Genomic DNA, 18,228 nt, shown 5'->3' on the forward strand with positions numbered 1-18,228 from the left:
TGACGTTTCGGCGCCAGACACGGGTCTACCGGAATTTCGGGGCGATATTCGTCACTGATCGAGCTGTTGCTGCTGCATCATCCCGACGATCCGCTCCAGGTCCTCCACGGACCCGAACTCGACGACGATCTTGCCCTTGCGCTTACCTAGGCTCACCGTGACCCGGGTGTCGAACGACTCCGACAACCGCTCGGCCACGTCCTGTAATCCGGGCATGTGGATCGGCTTGCGCCGCGGCGCCACCGGGGGAGCGGCATTGTCCGGATCGCGATTGGCCAAAGTCACGGCTTCTTCGGTGGCGCGCACCGATAGGCCCTCGGCGACGATGCGCGCCGCCAGCACTTCCTGCGCGTCCGCGCCGGCCTCGAGGCCGAGCAGCGCACGCGCGTGCCCGGCCGACAGCACGCCGGCCGCGACCCGGCGCTGCACCGGGATCGGCAGCTTCAGCAACCGGATCATGTTCGTGACGACCGGGCGGGACCGGCCGATGCGCGACGCCAACTCCTCATGGGTGACGTCGAATTCCTCCAGCAGCTGCTGGTAAGCCGCCGCCTCTTCCAACGGATTCAGCTGCACCCGGTGGATGTTCTCCAGCAGGGCGTCGCGCAGCATCGCGTCGTCGGCGGTCTCCCGGACGATCGCCGGAATGGTCTCCAGCCCGGCCTCCTGGCAGGCCCGCCAGCGCCGCTCGCCCATGACCAGCTGATAGCGATCCGCGCCCGCTTCGACGCGGCGCACCACGATCGGCTGCATGAGGCCGAACTCACGGATGGAGTGCACCAGCTCCGCGAGCGCTTCGTCCTCGAAGACGAGGCGTGGCTGCTTCGGGTTCGGCTCGATCTGTGATGGCGGGATCTCGCGGTAGCTCGCGCCCGACAGGTTCACCCCGAGGTCGTCCTCGGACGGATCAGGAACCCGGTGCAGGTAGGCCGAGGCCGGCTGCGGACCGATGGGATCGACACCGATTACCACGTTGGCCGCGGCGCTGCCCATGCCCGGCGCGAGGCCGTGCGTGGCTCCCATACCCGGAGTCGCCACCGGGCCCGTCGGGATCAATGCGGCCAGACCACGTCCCAGTCCGCCTTTTTTCGCCTGAGTCATCGGCTTACCGATCCCTTTCTTGTCCGCCACCACAGTGCACACCCACTCCGCCGGCTCCGCCGACTGCCGTCCCTCAGTGGGGGACTACTACGCCGCGCCGCCGGTGGCGGCCTTCGTCATCGCCCGCTGCGCCATCTCCCGGCCCGCATCGAGGTAGCTCATCGCACCCCGGGAGCCTGGATCATAATCGAGCACTGTCATGCCGTATCCCGGTGCCTCCGACACCTTTACGCTGCGGGGGATGACCGAGCGCAGGACCGCGTCACCGAAGTGACCGCGCACCTCGTCGGCGACCTGGTCCGCGAGCTTGGTACGGCCGTCGTACATCGTGAGGATCACGGTCGACACATGGAGATCGGGATTCAGGTGCGCCTGCACCAGGCCGATATTGCGGAGCAACTGACCGACGCCCTCCAGCGCGTAGTACTCGCACTGGATCGGAATCAGCACCTCTTTCGCCGCGACCATCGCGTTGACGGTGAGCAGGCCGAGCGAGGGCGGGCAGTCGATCATCACGTAATCGATGTCGTAACCGGCGAGGTTCGCCTGATCGATCGCCGACTTGAGGCGACCCTCGCGGGCGACCATGGAGACCAATTCGATCTCGGCGCCGGCCAGGTCGATGGTGGCGGGGATGCAGAACAGGCGCTCGTTGTGCGGGCTCTGTTTGATCGCCTCCTGCGCGGTGACCTCACCGATGAGCAGTTCGTAACTGGAGGGCACGCCCGAGTGATGCTCGATGCCGAGCGCGGTACTGGCGTTGCCCTGGGGGTCGAGGTCGATCACCAGAACTGTCATCCCCTGATGCGCCAGGGCCGCCGCAAGATTCACCGTGGTGGTCGTCTTGCCCACGCCGCCCTTTTGATTGGCGATGGTGATGATCCGTTGCTCGTGCGGTTTCTGCACAGTCACCTTTCCTGGATGCAGTATCTGGCTGGCGCGCTGCGCTTCGGCCGCAATCGGAGTCTCGCTCGCGGAGATGTGCCCGAACGGCGTGCTTCCGAAGGCTTCCTGGTCGAGGTTGCTGGAGTCCAGCATCCCCGGCACGCGTGACGTCGTTTCCCGTGAAACATTCGCCGGACCGCTCGACATAACAGCTCCTAACCGAGAACTTCAGATCACGCACCATCGGCCAACGCCGACGCCTGTGACTTCAAAAACAGTTGAGTCGGATCGAACATCTCGAGCGGAGTCATCCCGCATACCAACATTCCTCCGTGGCAACAACGCTCACGCCCAACGCCACATAGCTTGCCAGCACCGAGCAGGATTAGAAAGCTGAATCGCGGTGCGGCGCACAGGACAAGCCAATTGCCCGCCACCGCCGGTGGGCGCAGTGAGGGGAATCGCAGTGGGCGGGGGAGTGGGGCGGGTCAGAACGGCGCCGAGATGCGGGTTTTCACCCGAAATGGACTCCATCACCGCGGGCTTGGACTCGATGTTTCACATGAAACCGTTCAGCCGGCTCCGGCGTCCGTGAGTCTGTCCCTCGCGCCGGGTAGTGCCTCCAGTCCGATGTTTCACATGAAACAACGCTCGAAGGTACGGAGCCCTGAGGCTTTCGGATCTTCCTTCGACGAACGTCGCCGCGCCTCCCGGCTTTCGCGCGAAGAGGGCCCTAAGGTCCGACGCCCCGTAAACCGCCCTCCGGCCCACTCGAAGCCGGGGTTCCTCGATGTTTCACATGAAACGACGATTGCAGCGACCTCATGCCACCCTTCGGAGCGCAACGACATCGCTCCCCGGCAAGCAAGGTCCACCGGCAGTCGGATCATCTGCCATCGCTCCGAATGGGCCGTCGAACGATTCCTCGTCCCAGCGAACTTCGGAGATTCTGTTCACGCCGATGCATTGAACCGCCCGGGGGGAGGAGAGAAGCGGCAGGCGTGACGCGAAGCCACCGCGAGGACATCCGCGAGGACATCGATGTCACAGTGACGCAAGCCGGACTGACCTGGGATACCCGCGTCAGGGAGAACCAAGCGCGGGGAACCAGACATCCCGACGCTGGAGACAACCAAGCGTCCAGGCGTACGGCGACCAGACAAGCAGGCGCCCAGGCATTGAGCGCCGGAACGAACGAGCGTCCAATCATCCGGTGTCAAAGCGAAAGCGAGTGCCCAGACGTTTTGTACGAGGGGGATGAGCTGCCCCACCGTGAATTGCCGACGGCCGACTGCCGGACACCGCAAGCCCTGATCGTCGCCAACCAACTCTCAGCCGCCATGACCCGCCAATGTTGCGCGACTAGGCCGCCCGTCGACCAACCTGCCATCAAGTCGGGGCGTCCGAGCTGAACCCTTAACGCGTCGCGTAGTCGAGCAGCTGCATCAGCCGCACGACGGCTCAGAGCGACGGCACCACCCGATGCAATCAGATGATGGGTCGATCAACGCGGCCCAGCACGATCCATCGGAACGGTGGCCCCGAGGCCTCCCGCCATTAGCCACAGCGCTCGCAGCTCGGACGCTCGGACGCTCGGACGCACGGACGCACGGACGCACGGACGCACGGACGCACGGACAGCCTCCCCTGGCAATACCTGCTGCGATGTGGCATCACCATGCAATCCGGTCATTTGCCTACTGCCACCGACGTGACCGGGCACCGGAACGCGCACGGCAGGTGTTCACCAATAGTCATGCGGACGCTCCGCTCCCGGGCAAGTAGCGACACCGCGAGGCAGCACTCGCCACCCGATCCAGTACTGGTCCATCGCCCAACCACGTGATCGGATAACGGCATCCGCAGGACCCGATCCTGATGATCGAGCCGGTGCAGCGCAGCCTGGCGAAGCGATCTATCAACGGAGTTCGATAGCCCCATCCTCAGTGGCGTGACTAGTCCATTCGCGCGACCGCGAAGGCACGGCGTTCATTAACCGATATCAACCAACGTCGCACCACATCGACATGCCCAACGCCGAACCACACCAGTTGAAACGACGAAGCCTCAGGCTCGAGCGCAGCCACTGTGAACGCGAGGCGGCGCAACGGATATCGAAATGAGCCGTGAGACATCCGCCGCAGGGCGGTGCTGCCGCCCCATCAAGCCCGGATCCTGCGCACCAGTCCGGCCGACGGAGCGCAGTAGGCGGAATGCGCTGCATGATGCAGACACTGATCCATCCCAGCGATGCGCCCCCGGAACCTGGCGGGGAGCGGTCGGACCGTCACGTTCCAGGGCGCCTCGGAGCCGCCATCTAATGCGTCGTTTCATGTGAAACATCGGAGGAGCTACTGAGGCTGTTGATCCGGACGGCTGAATCGGATAGTCGGATCGGTGCAACTCGACCTGGCGATGGGATCAAACTGCGCGAGTCCGTGGACAACTCTCAACCGTGTGCCTGCCCTGCCCATACGTAGACCGTCCGCTTTCGCGGCGACGCGGAAGCCCAGCGTTCTGAGCCCCGGGCGCAATTCGAAAGATCCAGCCGGGGAGCTCAATGGGCACCGGCGGTTCCTTCAAGCCGACCATCGCCCGGTCCGACGTTCTCAGCAGGGGCGGCCGTGCCGTCGCCGCGTCGTGCCAGTTCGAGCCCACCCAGGACTGAGGTCAGGTGGCAGACCGCCCGGATGAGCGTGGGACGCGATCCGCAGACATCATCAATCGACTCGAGTCATGGAAACCGTCAATCCGTCCGGACTCCGCCGCCGGGTGAAGAACAAGTCGCACCGCGCTCGCACCGCGCCCGCAATGGGCGGAAGGGGAGCACCACGCGATCAGTCGGGTGGCAGCAGCGACATTTCAAACATGCTGCTGCTACTCGCCCCACCGACCATCGACACGGTCCGATGCCGGAACCCTCACCGCGCGACGGCCACCGACCCGGTGACCGGCTCGGGGGATCGGGTCGGGACACAGATCCCGACGTCATGACCCTCCGCTCCGAACGCTGAGTACGCATCATTCCGGATCCGCAGGTTCTGCCGCCGTATCCGGTGACCAGACAACACCTCCGAATCCGCCGAAGCCGCGCGTCTGGCATCGGCGACGCGCAATCCGGCATCGCGATCTCCCACCAAGAACCGCAGACCTACGTCAGCCCCAGTCCTGCCATGAGTCACCGCCGCCTAGGCGAAGTCCGGCGACCGACTAGGGGAGCGGGCTGCGGCTGAATGCTGGTGTTGGTTCACGTGAAACATTGAGTCGGCCGACAGAACCATCGGACGCAACACGAAACCCGACCGATCAGTCTGCAGCGCAACCGGTAACCGCGGATCATCAGTACGGAATCGCAGCGGGACGAGCGTTCCAATGTCGAACGGTCCCCGGGCCGCAGTGGAATTCAAGCCCACCTCGACCAGGCGGACGGGCCCGCGCCATGGATCCGAAAACCAATCACGGCCGGGCAGACACGCACACGGTGGAATCCACGCCCACCCTGACCGGAGGCACTCGCCGCCGATTGCTCCGTGTATCGACGGAATCGTGCGACTGGGTCGTTGGGCAGCGAGGGAACGGGCGGCAGCCTGAACGATCAAATCAGCCGCAGGCTTACGACCGTGCGACTCGTCCGCCCACCAGCCGATCACGTGCGGATCGCCACGTCCACGGCGACGGGCTGGGGACCGGAGTGACGTCATTGCGTGGGGCGAAACGCTGTCGGCATCACGCGACTCAGCCTCACTGCCCCACCCGGGCCACCTGGCCGCCGGCCTGTAGCTTGTTTCCGGTCTCCGGTCTCCGGTCTCCGGTCTCCGGTCTCCGGTCTCCGGTCGCCGATCGCCGGGTCTGTCGCCAGTCTCCAAGTCTCCGGCCTGTCGCCAGTCGCCAGTCGCCAGTCGCCGGTCGCCAGTCGCCGATCGCCCAGTCGCCGATCGCCCAGTCGCCGATCGCCCTGTCGCCCTGTCGCCCTGTCGCCCTGTCGCCAGTCTCCGGTCTCCGGTCGTCAGGTGCCGATCGCCCCGTCGCCGATCGCCGCATCGCCCTGTCGCCGGTTGCCGGGTCGCCAGTCGACCTTGCCGGGTCGCCGATCGCCGATCGCCGGACGCCGCCAGCGCCTGTCGCCTGTCGCCCGCCAGCCTGTCGCCCGCCAGCCCGCCAGCCCGCCAGCCCGCCAGCCCGTCGCCCGCCAGCCCGTCGCCCGCCAGCCCGTCGCCCGCCAGCCCGTCGCCCGCCAGCCCGTCGCCTGCGGGCCTGTCGCCGATCGCCCTGTCGCCGGACGCCAGTCACCCTGTCGCCGGACGCCAGTCACCCTGTCGCCGGACGCCGATCGCCCCGTCGCCGGACGCCGATCGCCCCGTCGCCGGTTGCCTGTCGCCTGTCAGCGTGTCGACTGTGGGCCTGTCACCTGTCGCGACGCTACCGATCTGACGGCCGATGTCGAGGACTGGTTCGCCTATCACTTGGGGTGAAGCGTGGCGGGACCTCAAAGGGGTACCTGGTTTCCACTGACGGATCCGGCGGTCGCAATGGCGGAACGCGGGCTGCGCTATGTGCCAGCCGACGCGACCTACCGCATGAGGCAGTCGGAATTACACCTTCGGCGCAATCTGCAGCGGGCGAGCGGCAGGCGCCCCAGGGGGTAGGAGCGCGCAGCCGAACGCACCTCACCCAGTGCGAGCGACGTTTGGAACCGATCGCGGAAACATGCGGCATGACCGAAGGACGCGACGGAGGAAGCTACTACGTCGGCGGGACCGCGCACGCGGCCAATCAGGTCCGGCCATTCAGACAGGAATGCCATATCCCGCACCAACCAATCGATCGGCACGGCCGAACGGGCGATCGGATCGGAGAACGGGACTGTCGAGGCGATCGATCGGCAGGCGGGAGGGGCCGGACTGACGAATCGGCAACGAAGTCCACGCCCACGACCGGGTCGACGGACCTGGGACGGAATCCGGGGGGCGCCCCCAACGGACCAACAGACACGAAGCGGATTAGGAGGGGGGCTCCCAAGTAGACCAACAGACACGTAGCGGGTTACGACGGACGCCCCTAACAAGACCAACAGACACGAAGCGGGTTACGACGGACGCCCCTAACTAGACCAACGGACTCGCGGCGGATACGACGGTCGCCCCAACTAGGCCAACGGACTCGCGGCGGATACGACGGTTGCCCCCAACTAGAACAACCGACTCGCGGCGGATACGTCGGTCGACCCGCACCGGACCGTCGACATGAAATGGAGTCCGACAGTCCACTCTCAACCAGAGCAACGGACATGAAGTGGAATGCGACGACCCACTCTCACCAAACCAACGGACTCGGGGCGATGCGGCAACCGATCTAGTGGATCGACGGGTCGCAGTGGAATTCGAGCCGACCTCGACCAGGCGGACAGGCCCGCCCCGTGGACCAATCACGGCCGGGGAGACGCGCACGGTGGAATCCACGCCCACCCTGACCGGAGGCACTGTCCATGGAATCCGGAAATCCTGGCCGGGCAGCAGCGTGGTTTGTGCTCATCCTTGCGAGGCGGACGAGCACGCATCGCGGATCCAAAGACCCACCCAGATCAACGAAAGAAGGGGTCTTCAGTGGCGGGACTTGTTGGCGCGAACCGCCCGCCGCCGCGGCGCCCGTTCACTGCGGGGGAGGAGCTCGGCGCTGATCACGACGGTCGGCGTGGAGACGAGACCGACTCCGCATTCGAGGACCTGGAAATTGCTGGCGCCCGCGCGGGTCAGCGCCTCGGTGTCACGCTGCAGTTCTTCGACTGCGCTGACGCCTTTGAGGGCGAGCATGCGGCCGTGGTCGCGGAGGAGGGGGAGGGACCACTGGGCGAGCTTCGCGAGGGGGGCGACGGCGCGGGAGGTGACGACGTCGGCGCCGCCCGCTTCCTTCATCACGCCGGACTGCTCGGCCCGCCCGCGGACGACGGTGATCTCGAGTCCGGCGTCCTCGATGAATTCGCTCAGGAAGATGGTGCGGCGCAGGAGCGGTTCGACGAGGGTGATGCGGAGGTCGGGGCGGGCGATGCCGAGGGGGATGCCGGGCAGGCCGGCGCCGCTGCCGATGTCGACCACGGTGGCGCCTTCGGGGATCAGCTCACCGAGGACGGCGCAGTTGAGGATGTGCCGATCCCAGAGGCGCGGCACCTCACGCGGTCCGATCAGCCCGCGCTCGACGCCGGCGCTGGCGAGCGCCGTGTAGTACTTCCGCGCGATATCCAACCGGTCGCCGAAAACCGTGGCGGCTTCGGCGGGCGGTTCCGACTCGGTTGGCAGGGGAGTGCTTTCACCGAGATCCCGTTCCACGTGAAACATCCTTCCGCTTCGATAGGTCAACAGTATTGAACCGGCTATCGGCTACTGCACCCGGGACATGGAGAAGGCCCCCGGTCCGAAAACCAGAGGCCCTGTCCAAAACGTCAGGGTGACGAAACAAGCCGTCCCCCAGCCCCGCCGGAAATCAGGTGGGCACGACCACCACGTGGCGGTTCGGCTCGACGCCTTCGCTCTCGCTCTCGACGCCTTCGACGGCGGCAACCGCATCGTGCACGATCTTCCGCTCGAACGGGGTCATCGCCGACAGTGCCTCGGGGGCACCGGACTCCAGTACCCGCTGCGCCGCGGCGGCGCCGAGCGCGCTCAGCTCCTCCCGGCGCCCAGCCCGCCAGCCCGCCACGTCCAGCATCAGCCGGCTGCGCACACCGGTGGCCTGCTGCACCGCGAGGCGGGTCAGCTCCTGCAGCGCGTCGAGCACCTCACCGTTGCGGCCGACCAGCTTCGACAGATCCCGGCCACCGTCGATGCTCACGACCGCGCGATCACCCTCGACGTCCAGATCGATATCGCCGTCGAAATCCAGCACATCGAGCAACTGCTCGAGGTAATCGCCGGCGATCTCGCCCTCTTCGATCAGGGCTTCCTCGGAGTCGGTAGCGACATCGGCTGGTTCCGTTTCTGCGCTCACCATCGTCGTCGCCACTGTGGCGTCCCCTCCGTCGGTCTCAACAGTCATTTGGTTTTCCTTCATCTGCTCGCCGCGACCGCCTGGCCATCGCCGCCGGGTGGTACGCGATCAAGGGGTTGCTGCTGCGTGCCAGAGGGCGCGATCAACGCCGCCGCTTCTGGTTGGCTCGGCCGCGGTTCGGGCGCTTCTGGCCACCACCCGAGCGACGCTGGGCCGCGCTCTTGGGCTTGGCGGTGCCGTTGGTCGCCACCCGGTCGACGGTGTCCACCGCGTCCTCGACCGCGTCCACCGGCTCCGCATCGACCACCGGCTTCTTCTTGGTGTTCACCGGCTTCGCGCCCGGCTTCGGCGCGTTCTGCGCGCGCAACTCGAGCTTCTGCTGCTTCTTCTCTTCTTCTTCCTTGGCCATCCGGCCGAAGACGAGGTGCTGCTGCCCGTAGGTCCAGATGTTGTTGGCGACCCAGTAGAGCAGGATGGCAATCGGCAGGAACGGGCCACCGACGAGCACGCCGAGCGGGAAGACCCACAGCGCGAGCTTGTTCATCAGTGCGGCCTGCGGGTTGGCCGCGGCCTCCGCGCTCTGGCGGGCGACCGAGGCGCGCGCGTTGAAGTGGGTGGCGAGGCCGGCGATGACCATGAGGGGGATCGCGACGGCGGCGATGGCGACCCGCGAGGGCAGCACGCCGTCGAGGGCGAACGCCTGCAGCTCACTGACGGGAGTGGTGATGAACGCCGAGATGGGCGCACCGAAGAGGCGGGCGCTCAGGAAGGACTGCACATCGGCGGCGTTGAAGACGTAGTTCGGGGTGTTCGCGTTGTCCTGGATGCTCATGCCGAGCTGGCCGAAGCCGTGGCCGGTCCGGTTGAACGACCGCAGCACATGGAACAGACCGAGGAAGACCGGCACCTGCGCGAGGATGGGCAGGCAGCCCATCAGCGGGTTGAAGCCGTGGTCCTTCTGGAGCTTCTGCATCTCGACCGCCATCTTCTGACGGTCGTTCTTGTACTTCTTCTGCAGCTCCTTGATCTGGGGCTGCAATTCCTGCATCTGCTTGGTGGTGCGGACCTGCTTCACGAACGGCTTGTAGAGCACGACGCGAAGCGTGAAGACCAGGAACACCACGGCAAGGGCCCAGGCGATACCGCTGTCCTTGCCCAGGCCGGGGATGGCCGCGAAGACTCGATGCCAGAACCAGAGGATCCAGGACACCGGGTAATAAATGAAGTCGAGCACGGCTCTATGCACTCCCGTCGTTCGGTTCGCCGATCACCGCGGACGGTGATCCTTTACAAGCGTGTGGCGCCGCCGCATCGAGGCAGTCGCTAGCGGTCGCGTCCCGCGCGCGCGTGCGGCGCTCCGGAACGGGGTCCCACCCACCAGGGTGCCAGGGCGCGCACTTGAGCAAGCGCACGACCGCCAGTCCGAGTCCGACGAACAGACCTCGGGTGCGCAACGCGGTGACGGCGTACTCGCTACAGGTCGGTGTGAAGCGGCACACCGGCATGCGGGTGGGGGAGACGTAGGTCCGGTACAGCTCGATCAAGAAGATCAGCAGGCGAGCCGGCAGCCGCACGAGGCTTCTCACGACGACCGGGCCCCATCGAGTTTGCGCAGCGCGCCCCGGAGCTGGCGGAGGAGCTCCTCCGAGCTGGCATCGGCCGCTCCGGGCAGTGCACGAATCACGATATCGGCCTCGGCGGGTAGATCGTGGATCACCTTGCCGCACATATGACGCAGGCGGCGGGCTACCCGGTGTCGAATCACCGCGGAGCCCACCGCCTTGCTGACAATCAATCCGAATCGCGGACCGCCCACGCGGACCAGCGCATCCGCCGGAGCCTTCAGCTCTGGGGATGCGCCGTCAGGTGCAGTCGTGCCCACGACTCCGTCATACCCGCGCGCGAGCACGTGTACGACCAGATCTCGCCTCCCGATTCGCTGGCCGCGGCGCACCGTCCGGGAGAAGTCGGCACGATGATGCAACCGATACGGCTCAGGCAACACCCGAGCGTCCGAATGCGAGGATCAGGCAGTCAGGGTCTTGCGGCCCTTGCCGCGACGCGCGGAAACGATGGCGCGGCCCGCACGGGTCCGCATCCGGAGACGGAAGCCGTGGACGCGAGCCCGACGACGGTTGTTCGGCTGGAACGTCCGCTTGCCCTTGGCCACGGTCAACACTCCTCGAGTTGGGGGCGCTTTCGGCGCCCGATAGCTGGTCGGTAAAACGTTGTTGCGCGATGCTGAGTCACGCAAAAGCTTGCGGTCGTCAATCGATGCGCGTCGGTCCTGGCGCACAGGGTCGGTAACGACCTCAACGCGGTCAGCACAGGACCGCCACCGCACCAAGGGGTGACTGTACGAGGGTACTGATCTGCCAGATGCGGGTCAAACTCGGCCCCCAGCAAGCCGGTCATCGGACCAGCTCGAGCCATGAACAGGGGCTGTGGACTTCGCGGGCGTTTATCAACACCCCTGATCACCGGCGTGTGCACAGCGACCGCAGATAGCTGATCGATAGCTGAAGATCCGCAGGTGAGAGCGACACACCGGCGGAGCTGAAGCGAATTTCACATGTCCCCAGGGTTTTCCACATCTGTGGATAATTGTGTGGAAACACCCCTCCGGTGGCATATTCGTAGGCCGACGGCTGCCGCACGTAGCGACTGCACGCAGGTCGCTCGAAGGATCAGCCGCTACCTGGAACCGGAGGATCCTAACAGCGCTCAGGCTCGCGGGAACACCGTTACGACATCCACGGTAGATGCCCGCTTGCCCCGGTCGTCTGCGCTCCAATCGACAAACTGCTGGGGAGGACACTGCATGGACGACGAGCAGAACGTGTTGGCCACTGTGTGGCCCGAGGTGATCGCCGAGCTCACCACCGGTTCGCCCGACGGCGCCATTCCCCCGGTCACCAGAGCACAGCAGGCCTGGTTGAAGCTGGTCAAGCCGATCACCGTGGCGCAGGGTTTCGCCTTGCTCTCGGTGCCGTCGTCGCTGGCGCAGGAGGCGATCGAACGCGATCTGCGCGAACCGATCCTGCGTTCCCTCGGCCGCCGCCTCGGCCCCCAGGTCGAGGGGCTCGGCGTGCGTATCGCCGCGCCGCCGCAGTCGATCAGCGATCGGTCCGCGGCGAACCCGCGGCATGCGCGCATGACCAGCCGTCCGGAACGCCGCGACCCGCGCCGCCCCCCGGCGCCGGACTACTCGGCGCGCGGGGACTACGGCCAGCCGCAGCGCTACGGCGCGCCCACCGACTACGAACCGGCGCCCGATTACCAACAGGGCGGCGGCGAATACGCGCCGGCCGTCGAGTATCAGCCGCCGCCGGGTTATGAGCCCGATTACCAGACGCCGCCGGAGTACGAGCCCGTGCCGGAATACCCGGCCGACGACTACTACGCGGGTCAGGACTATCAGAGCCCGGTCGCCCCGCCCACCCCGCCGGCGCCCGAACCGCCGTCCCGGCCGAACGGGCAGTCCACCCGCCGGGAATCCCGTCCGCCGGGGCAGGAGTCGCTGTTCACGCCCGAGCCCGTGCCGATGCGCGGTCCCGGCCGGGATCAGGGCGGGCGGCCGCCGCTGCACGAGGAACCCGAGCCCGCGATCGCGGCCGCGCATCAGCCGGTCCGCGAGCAGCAGGCCCGGGAACAACAACCGGTCCGCGACAGCAGGCCGGCGCACGCCGACCACGAGGACGACGACGAGCCCGTCGTCAGCGCCCGCAACTCCTGGCCGACCTACTTCACCAAGACCCAGGAGACGCCGGCGCCGAGTTCTTCGGCGAGCTTGAACGCGAAGTACACCTTCGAGACGTTCGTCATCGGCGCGTCGAACCGGTTCGCCCATGCCGCCGCGGTCGCCATCGCGGAGGCGCCCGCACGGGCCTACAATCCGCTGTTCGTCTGGGGCGCCTCGGGTTTGGGCAAGACGCACCTGCTGCACGCGGCCGGCCACTACGCCCAGCGGCTGTTCCCCGGTATGCGGGTGAAGTACGTCTCGACCGAGGAATTCACCAACGACTTCATCAACTCGCTGCGCGACGACCGCAAGGTGGCGTTCAAGCGCCGCTACCGCGAGACCGACATCCTGCTGGTCGACGACATCCAGTTCATCGAGGGCAAGGAAGGTATCCAGGAGGAGTTCTTCCACACCTTCAACACCCTGCACAACGCGAACAAGCAGATCGTGGTGTCCTCGGATCGTCCGCCCAAACAGCTTGCGACGCTGGAGGAGCGGCTGCGGACCCGGTTCGAGTGGGGCCTGATCACCGATGTGCAGCCGCCGGAGCTGGAGACCCGGATCGCGATCCTGCGCAAGAAGGCGCGCATGGATCGGCTCGACGTGCCGCACGACGTGATGGAACTGATCGCCAGCCGGGTGGAGCGCAATATCCGGGAGCTGGAGGGCGCGCTGATCCGCGTCACCGCGTTCGCCTCGCTGAACGGCCAGCCGCTGGATCTGCCGCTGGCCGAGGTGGTGCTGCGCGATCTGATGCCGGAGACGGCGGCCCTGGAGATCAACGCGGCCACGATCATGGCGGTGACCGCGGAGTACTTCAACACCACGCTGGAGGAGCTGACCGGTCCCGGTAAGGCCCGGCCGCTGGCGCAGGCCCGGCAGATCGCGATGTACCTATGCCGCGAGCTCACCGACCTGTCGCTGCCGAAGATCGGCCAGGCTTTCGGCCGGGACCACACCACGGTCATGTACGCGGAGAAGAAGGTGCGCAAGGAGATGACCGAGCGCCGCCGGGTCTATGACCAGGTACAAGAACTCACAGCCCGCATCAAACAACGCAGCCGTTAGCGTTATCCACACCTGTGCACCGCCCCTGACCAGGGGCGGTGCTTTTTTTGGGTTGGGGATTCCTCGAGGAATTCCTGTGGACTCCTCGAGGAATCCACTGGTTTGTCCACCGGTTCGCACACACCCTGTGGAGGCGGCCTGGGAGCCGCCACTCACAGGCAGTTGTCCCCATCGCTAACAGCCGCAGCTACCCACAGGCACTGACCAGGCAGACTGCCGGTTAACGCTTGTGGATTCCTCGAGGAGTCCCTGTGGAGTCCTCGAGGAATCCTCGAGTTGTGCACCTGTTCCTGCACACGTGTGCACAACCGGGTGAATACGGTGGAACAACTCGAGGAGCACTCGAGGATGAATCGGGGACAACTTTGCGGCGTCCACAGACACCCTCGGTTCATCCTCGAGTCATCCGCTGGTCATCCCCACGGCATCAGGTACCGCCACCTGCGAAAACGGCCGCAGTCCACAGATTCCACAGTGCCTACTACTACTTCAGTTCTCCTTCTAGAAGAACTCTCTTGAAAATAGGCTGTGTGGAAAGTCGATCGAGGAGGGTCACGCGCCGAGCCACTCGCCGAAAGACGCATCGAGGGCAGGAGCCGGGACCGATCGAGATCCGGCGGAACCGCTGCCCGTCTCCGAAGATCGCTCGGGCGCACTGTGGAGTTACCTCGACGCGATACCCCCACTCCCTGGACTCACACACCGGCGTTTGTCACCAGTCGGTGTAAACACCGGAGGGTCGGGCTAGGTCTGCGCGCCCGAGCCGAGTACGGTTTGTTGTCGGCCGCCTATGCCAGAATTTCGAGGGGTGGTCGATCCAGTACCCTCTTACGACGTTCGGCCCCGCACTCGGATCACGGAATTGGGAGAGGACAGATCGGGCGATGGAAAGCATGAAGTTTCGGGTCGCCCGTGAGGATTTCGCGGAATCCGTTGCCTGGGTCGCACGCAGCCTCCCCTCCCGGCCTCCGGTGCCCGTTCTCGGCGGTGTGCTGCTGGTAGCCAACGAGGACGGCCTCACGGTCTCCGGTTTCGACTACGAGGTGTCCGCGCAGATGCGCGTCGCCGCCGAGGTCGCCGGTCCCGGTGAGGTTCTCGTCTCCGGCCGCCTGCTGGCCGACATCACCAAGGCGCTGCCCAACAAGCCGGTCGACGTCTCCGTCGACGGCACCCGCGTTCTGATCAGCTGCGGCAGCGCGAAGTTCTCCCTGCCCACCATGCCGGTCGAGGATTATCCCCAGCTTCCCGAAGTTCCCCAGCAGACCGGCGAACTCGGTGTGGATGTCTTCGCCGAGGCCGTCAGCCAGGTCGCCGTCGCCGCCGGCCGCGACGACACGCTGCCCATGCTCACCGGCATCCGCGTCGAGATCGACGGCGCCAACGTGGTGCTCGCCGCGACCGACCGGTTCCGCCTGGCGGTGCGCCACATCGAGTGGAAGCCCGAGCAGTCCGATATCGAGACGGCGGTGCTGATTCCGGCCAAGACGCTGTCCGAGGCCGCCAAGACCCTCGGCGCCTCCGATGCGCCCGTGCAGCTGTCCCTGGGCACCGGAGCGGGCTCGGATGGCCTGCTGGGCATCGTGAACGCGGGCCGCCGCACCACCACGCGCCTGCTCGACGCCGAATTCCCCAAGTTCCGCCAGTTGCTCCCCAAGGAGCACACCTCCATTGCCACACTGTCGGTTTCGGCGCTGGCCGAAGCCATCAAGCGCGTCGCCCTGGTGGCCGAGCGCGGCGCGCAGGTGCGCCTGGAGTTCTCCACAGAGGGCCTGCTGCTGTCCGCGGGCGGTGACGACGCCGGTCGCGCCGAGGAATGGCTGGAAGCCGATTTTCGTGGCGAACCGCTGACCATCGCGTTCAATCCCGGCTATCTCATCGACGGCTTGGCGGCGCTGCACTCGGATCGGGTCACCTTCGGGTTCACCACGCCGAGCCGCCCCGCGGTGCTGCTGCCGGTCAGCCCGGAGGATCCCGAGGTGCTCGAATCGGGTTCGTTCGCCGCGCTCGACAGCCCCTACACCTACCTGTTGATGCCGGTCCGGCTGCCGGGCTGATCCCCAGGGGTGCAAACGTCTGTGCATAACCGGGCCGAGCCCGGTCCATTCGAGGTGGGTCGAGCACTTCCGCAGGTCAGGGTGGGGTAGCAGATGTTTATCCGGGCACTGTCACTGCGTGATTTCCGGTCCTGGGAGCATGCGGAGCTGGAATTATCCCCAGGCCGCACGGTCTTCTTGGGATCGAATGGCAACGGCAAGACCAACCTGATCGAGGCGGCCGGCTACCTGGCCACGCTCGCCTCGCACCGGGTCGCGGCCGACGCTCCGATGATCCGGATGGGCGCTACCAAGGCGCGCGTCGGCGCGACGGTGGTCAACACCGGTCGGGAACTGCGCATCGATATCGAGCTGAACGCCGGCGCCGCCAATCGCGCGCAGATCAACCGCTCGCCGGTGCGCCGGCCGCGTGAGATCCTCGGCATTCTGCAGACGGTCCTGTTCGCACCGGAGGACTTGTCGCTGGTCCGCGGCGACCCGGGGGAGCGGCGGCGCTTCCTCGACGAGTTGTGCACAGCCCGGCTCCCCCGGCTCGCGGCCGTGCGCGCCGACTACGACCGGGTGCTGCGGCAGCGCTCGGCGCTGTTGAAAACCGCTGGCAGACAGGTGCGTTCGAAGTCCGATCTGAGCACCCTCGACGTGTGGGACGGCCATCTGGCGACGCATGCCGCGGTGCTGCTCGCGCAGCGGCTGCGGCTGGTACACGATCTTTATCCCCATCTTGCACAGGCCTATTCGTCGATCGCTCCCGAATCCCGGCCCGCCACAATCGGTTACCGCAGCGGCTATCTGCCGCCGGAACTGCTCGATCCGGCTCGCGAACCGCAGCCCGGCGACGAGGCGGAGCTGGAAGCGATCGTGTTGCGCGAGTTGGGGATCGCCCGGACCAAGGAGCTGGAGCGCGGGGTCTGCCTGGTCGGTCCGCACCGGGACGACCTGGATCTGCTGCTCGGTAGCGCACCGGCGAAAGGCTTTGCCAGTCACGGGGAATCGTGGTCGTTCGCACTGGCGTTGCGGCTCGGCGCGTTCGAGCTGCTGCGTGCCGGGGGCACCGAACCGGTCCTGCTCCTCGACGATGTCTTCGCCGAACTGGACCGTCGCCGGCGCACCGCGCTGGCGGCCGTCGCCGCGGGCGCCGAACAGGTCCTCATCACCGCGGCGGTCGCCGAGGATGTCCCGGCCGAACTCGAGGCGACGCCGCTGCGGGTGGAGACCACCGGCGAGGCCGACCGCCGGGCATCCCGGATCGCCCTCGAGCAGGCGCCACCCGAACTCGATCCGGTCCTGGAGGCATCGCCGTCCGTGGAGTTGTGAGCCGCGGCGCCGGGTCGAATTCGAGGCAGCGCGGAGTCGGTGATCTCCCGTAGAGTTCCCAGCGCCGAGTCACCGGATCGGCGGCGTTACCAGCGCGAAGGAGTTATCCACAGCTTCTGTGGACAACTTGGCCCGACTCGCCGCCGCCCCGGTCCGCCGACTTGGTGGCTCGAACCACGCGGGTTGTGCAGAACACCCACCTGACCGGGGCGAACAGACGTTCGATCTTGGGTGCTCGAGCCGCTGACCATGGGATTTCCGTCCCCCGGAGGCCGGCCCGGCGCCTGGGGACAACTCGACAAAACTGGGGACAAACCCGGACTGGGCGAACGGAGCAGGTGATGACCGAGCAGTCGGAACAGCACGGCGCCGAGGCACAACCACCCGGCGATGCACCGGAGTTGCGCGGCGTAGATCTGGCCCGCCGGGCCTTGGAAGAGGCCAGGGCGGCGGCGCGGGCCAGTGGTAAATCGGTCGGTCAGGGCCGGGCCTCGCCGAAGCGCAGTCTGCGTACGGGCGCGCGCCGGCGTTCGGGGTGGTCCGGTCCCGGCCCGGACGCGCGTGATCCACAGCCCCTGTTCAAACTCGCGGGCGCGCTGGCGAAGAACCGCGGCTGGTCGACGAAGGTGGCCGAGGGCATGGTCTTCGGTCAGTGGCCGATGGTCGTGGGGGAGGACATCGCCGCGCACGCGAACCCGGTCTCGCTCACCGACGGCGTGCTCTCCATCGCGGCCGAGTCCACCGCCTGGGCCACCCAGTTGCGCATGCTGCAGAGCCAGATTCTGGCGAAAATCGCGACGGCGGTCGGAAATGGCGTGGTCACGAAGCTGAAGATCACCGGTCCGGCCGCGCCGAGCTGGCGCAAGGGCGAGCGGCACGTCCGCGGTCGCGGCCCGCGCGACACCTATGGATAGACGGCGCTACTTCTGGGCAAGTAACTAGTGCGCCCTAGGTGCTCGGAGAGACGGGTCAAACCGCCGGATGGCCGACGGGACGCGTGTGGAGTCGATTTCTTTGAGCCACGGAGCCGTGAGGGGTGTGTTAGGTGCACTGTGGCTTGGGTCTACCAGTAGGATGGTGACG

The 18,228-nt window shown here is 66.7% G+C and carries 12 protein-coding genes; 4 read left to right on the forward strand and 8 right to left on the reverse strand.

Translation table 11 applies throughout. The features are described from left to right. Nucleotides 1–51 precede the first annotated feature (51 nt). The 8 genes from AB0H76_RS24445 to rpmH form a co-directional block, all read right to left on the reverse strand. Nucleotides 52–1,101 carry a ParB/RepB/Spo0J family partition protein gene (locus AB0H76_RS24445; RefSeq protein ID WP_357328203.1) on the reverse strand — a complete coding sequence of 350 codons (1,050 nt, stop codon included), beginning with the start codon at nucleotides 1,099–1,101 and terminating at the stop codon, nucleotides 52–54. 87 nt (nucleotides 1,102–1,188) lie between these two features. Next, a complete protein-coding gene (locus AB0H76_RS24450; protein ID WP_357328205.1) occupies nucleotides 1,189–2,193 on the reverse strand; it encodes a ParA family protein in 1,005 nt (334 codons plus the stop codon). 5,393 nt (nucleotides 2,194–7,586) lie between these two features. Next, a complete protein-coding gene (rsmG, locus tag AB0H76_RS24455) occupies nucleotides 7,587–8,318 on the reverse strand; it encodes a 16S rRNA (guanine(527)-N(7))-methyltransferase RsmG (protein WP_357328208.1) in 732 nt (243 codons plus the stop codon). Between the two features lie 145 nt (nucleotides 8,319–8,463). Next, nucleotides 8,464–8,970, reverse strand: coding sequence for a protein jag (locus AB0H76_RS24460; RefSeq protein ID WP_357329866.1), 507 nt, complete (start codon nucleotides 8,968–8,970; stop codon nucleotides 8,464–8,466). Nucleotides 8,971–9,109: 139 nt separating this feature from the next. Further along, the gene (yidC, locus tag AB0H76_RS24465; protein ID WP_357328211.1) at nucleotides 9,110–10,201 is read right to left on the reverse strand and encodes a membrane protein insertase YidC; all 1,092 of its coding nucleotides are present in this window, start codon (nucleotides 10,199–10,201) and stop codon (nucleotides 9,110–9,112) included. Nucleotides 10,202–10,205: 4 nt separating this feature from the next. Next, entirely contained in the window at nucleotides 10,206–10,553 is a 348-nt protein-coding gene (gene yidD, locus AB0H76_RS24470; protein ID WP_357328214.1) for a membrane protein insertion efficiency factor YidD, read from the reverse strand. After that, the gene (gene rnpA / locus AB0H76_RS24475; RefSeq protein ID WP_357328217.1) at nucleotides 10,550–10,972 is read right to left on the reverse strand and encodes a ribonuclease P protein component; all 423 of its coding nucleotides are present in this window, start codon (nucleotides 10,970–10,972) and stop codon (nucleotides 10,550–10,552) included. Before rnpA ends, yidD begins: the two co-directional genes overlap by 4 nt. Nucleotides 10,973–10,993: 21 nt before the next feature. Continuing rightward, nucleotides 10,994–11,137 carry a 50S ribosomal protein L34 gene (gene rpmH / locus AB0H76_RS24480; protein ID WP_209885332.1) on the reverse strand — a complete coding sequence of 48 codons (144 nt, stop codon included), beginning with the start codon at nucleotides 11,135–11,137 and terminating at the stop codon, nucleotides 10,994–10,996. Nucleotides 11,138–11,788: 651 nt separating this feature from the next. Between rpmH and dnaA the strand changes: the two genes are divergently transcribed. From dnaA to AB0H76_RS24500, 4 genes are all read left to right on the forward strand, one after another. Beyond that, complete coding sequence (dnaA, locus tag AB0H76_RS24485) at nucleotides 11,789–13,777, forward strand: chromosomal replication initiator protein DnaA (RefSeq protein WP_357328219.1); 1,989 nt, start codon at nucleotides 11,789–11,791, stop codon at nucleotides 13,775–13,777. Nucleotides 13,778–14,670: 893 nt separating this feature from the next. Beyond that, entirely contained in the window at nucleotides 14,671–15,831 is a 1,161-nt protein-coding gene (gene dnaN, locus AB0H76_RS24490) for a DNA polymerase III subunit beta (RefSeq protein WP_357328221.1), read from the forward strand. Between the two features lie 93 nt (nucleotides 15,832–15,924). Beyond that, nucleotides 15,925–17,145, forward strand: a complete 1,221-nt coding sequence (recF, locus tag AB0H76_RS24495; protein ID WP_357328224.1) for a DNA replication/repair protein RecF — start codon at nucleotides 15,925–15,927, stop codon at nucleotides 17,143–17,145. Between the two features lie 341 nt (nucleotides 17,146–17,486). After that, nucleotides 17,487–18,059, forward strand: coding sequence for a DUF721 family protein (locus AB0H76_RS24500; RefSeq protein ID WP_357328227.1), 573 nt, complete (start codon nucleotides 17,487–17,489; stop codon nucleotides 18,057–18,059). The last annotated feature ends 169 nt before the right edge of the window (nucleotides 18,060–18,228 follow it).

It is taken from the genome of Nocardia sp. NPDC050712, assembly GCF_040654295.1.
Lineage (GTDB): Bacteria > Actinomycetota > Actinomycetes > Mycobacteriales > Mycobacteriaceae > Nocardia.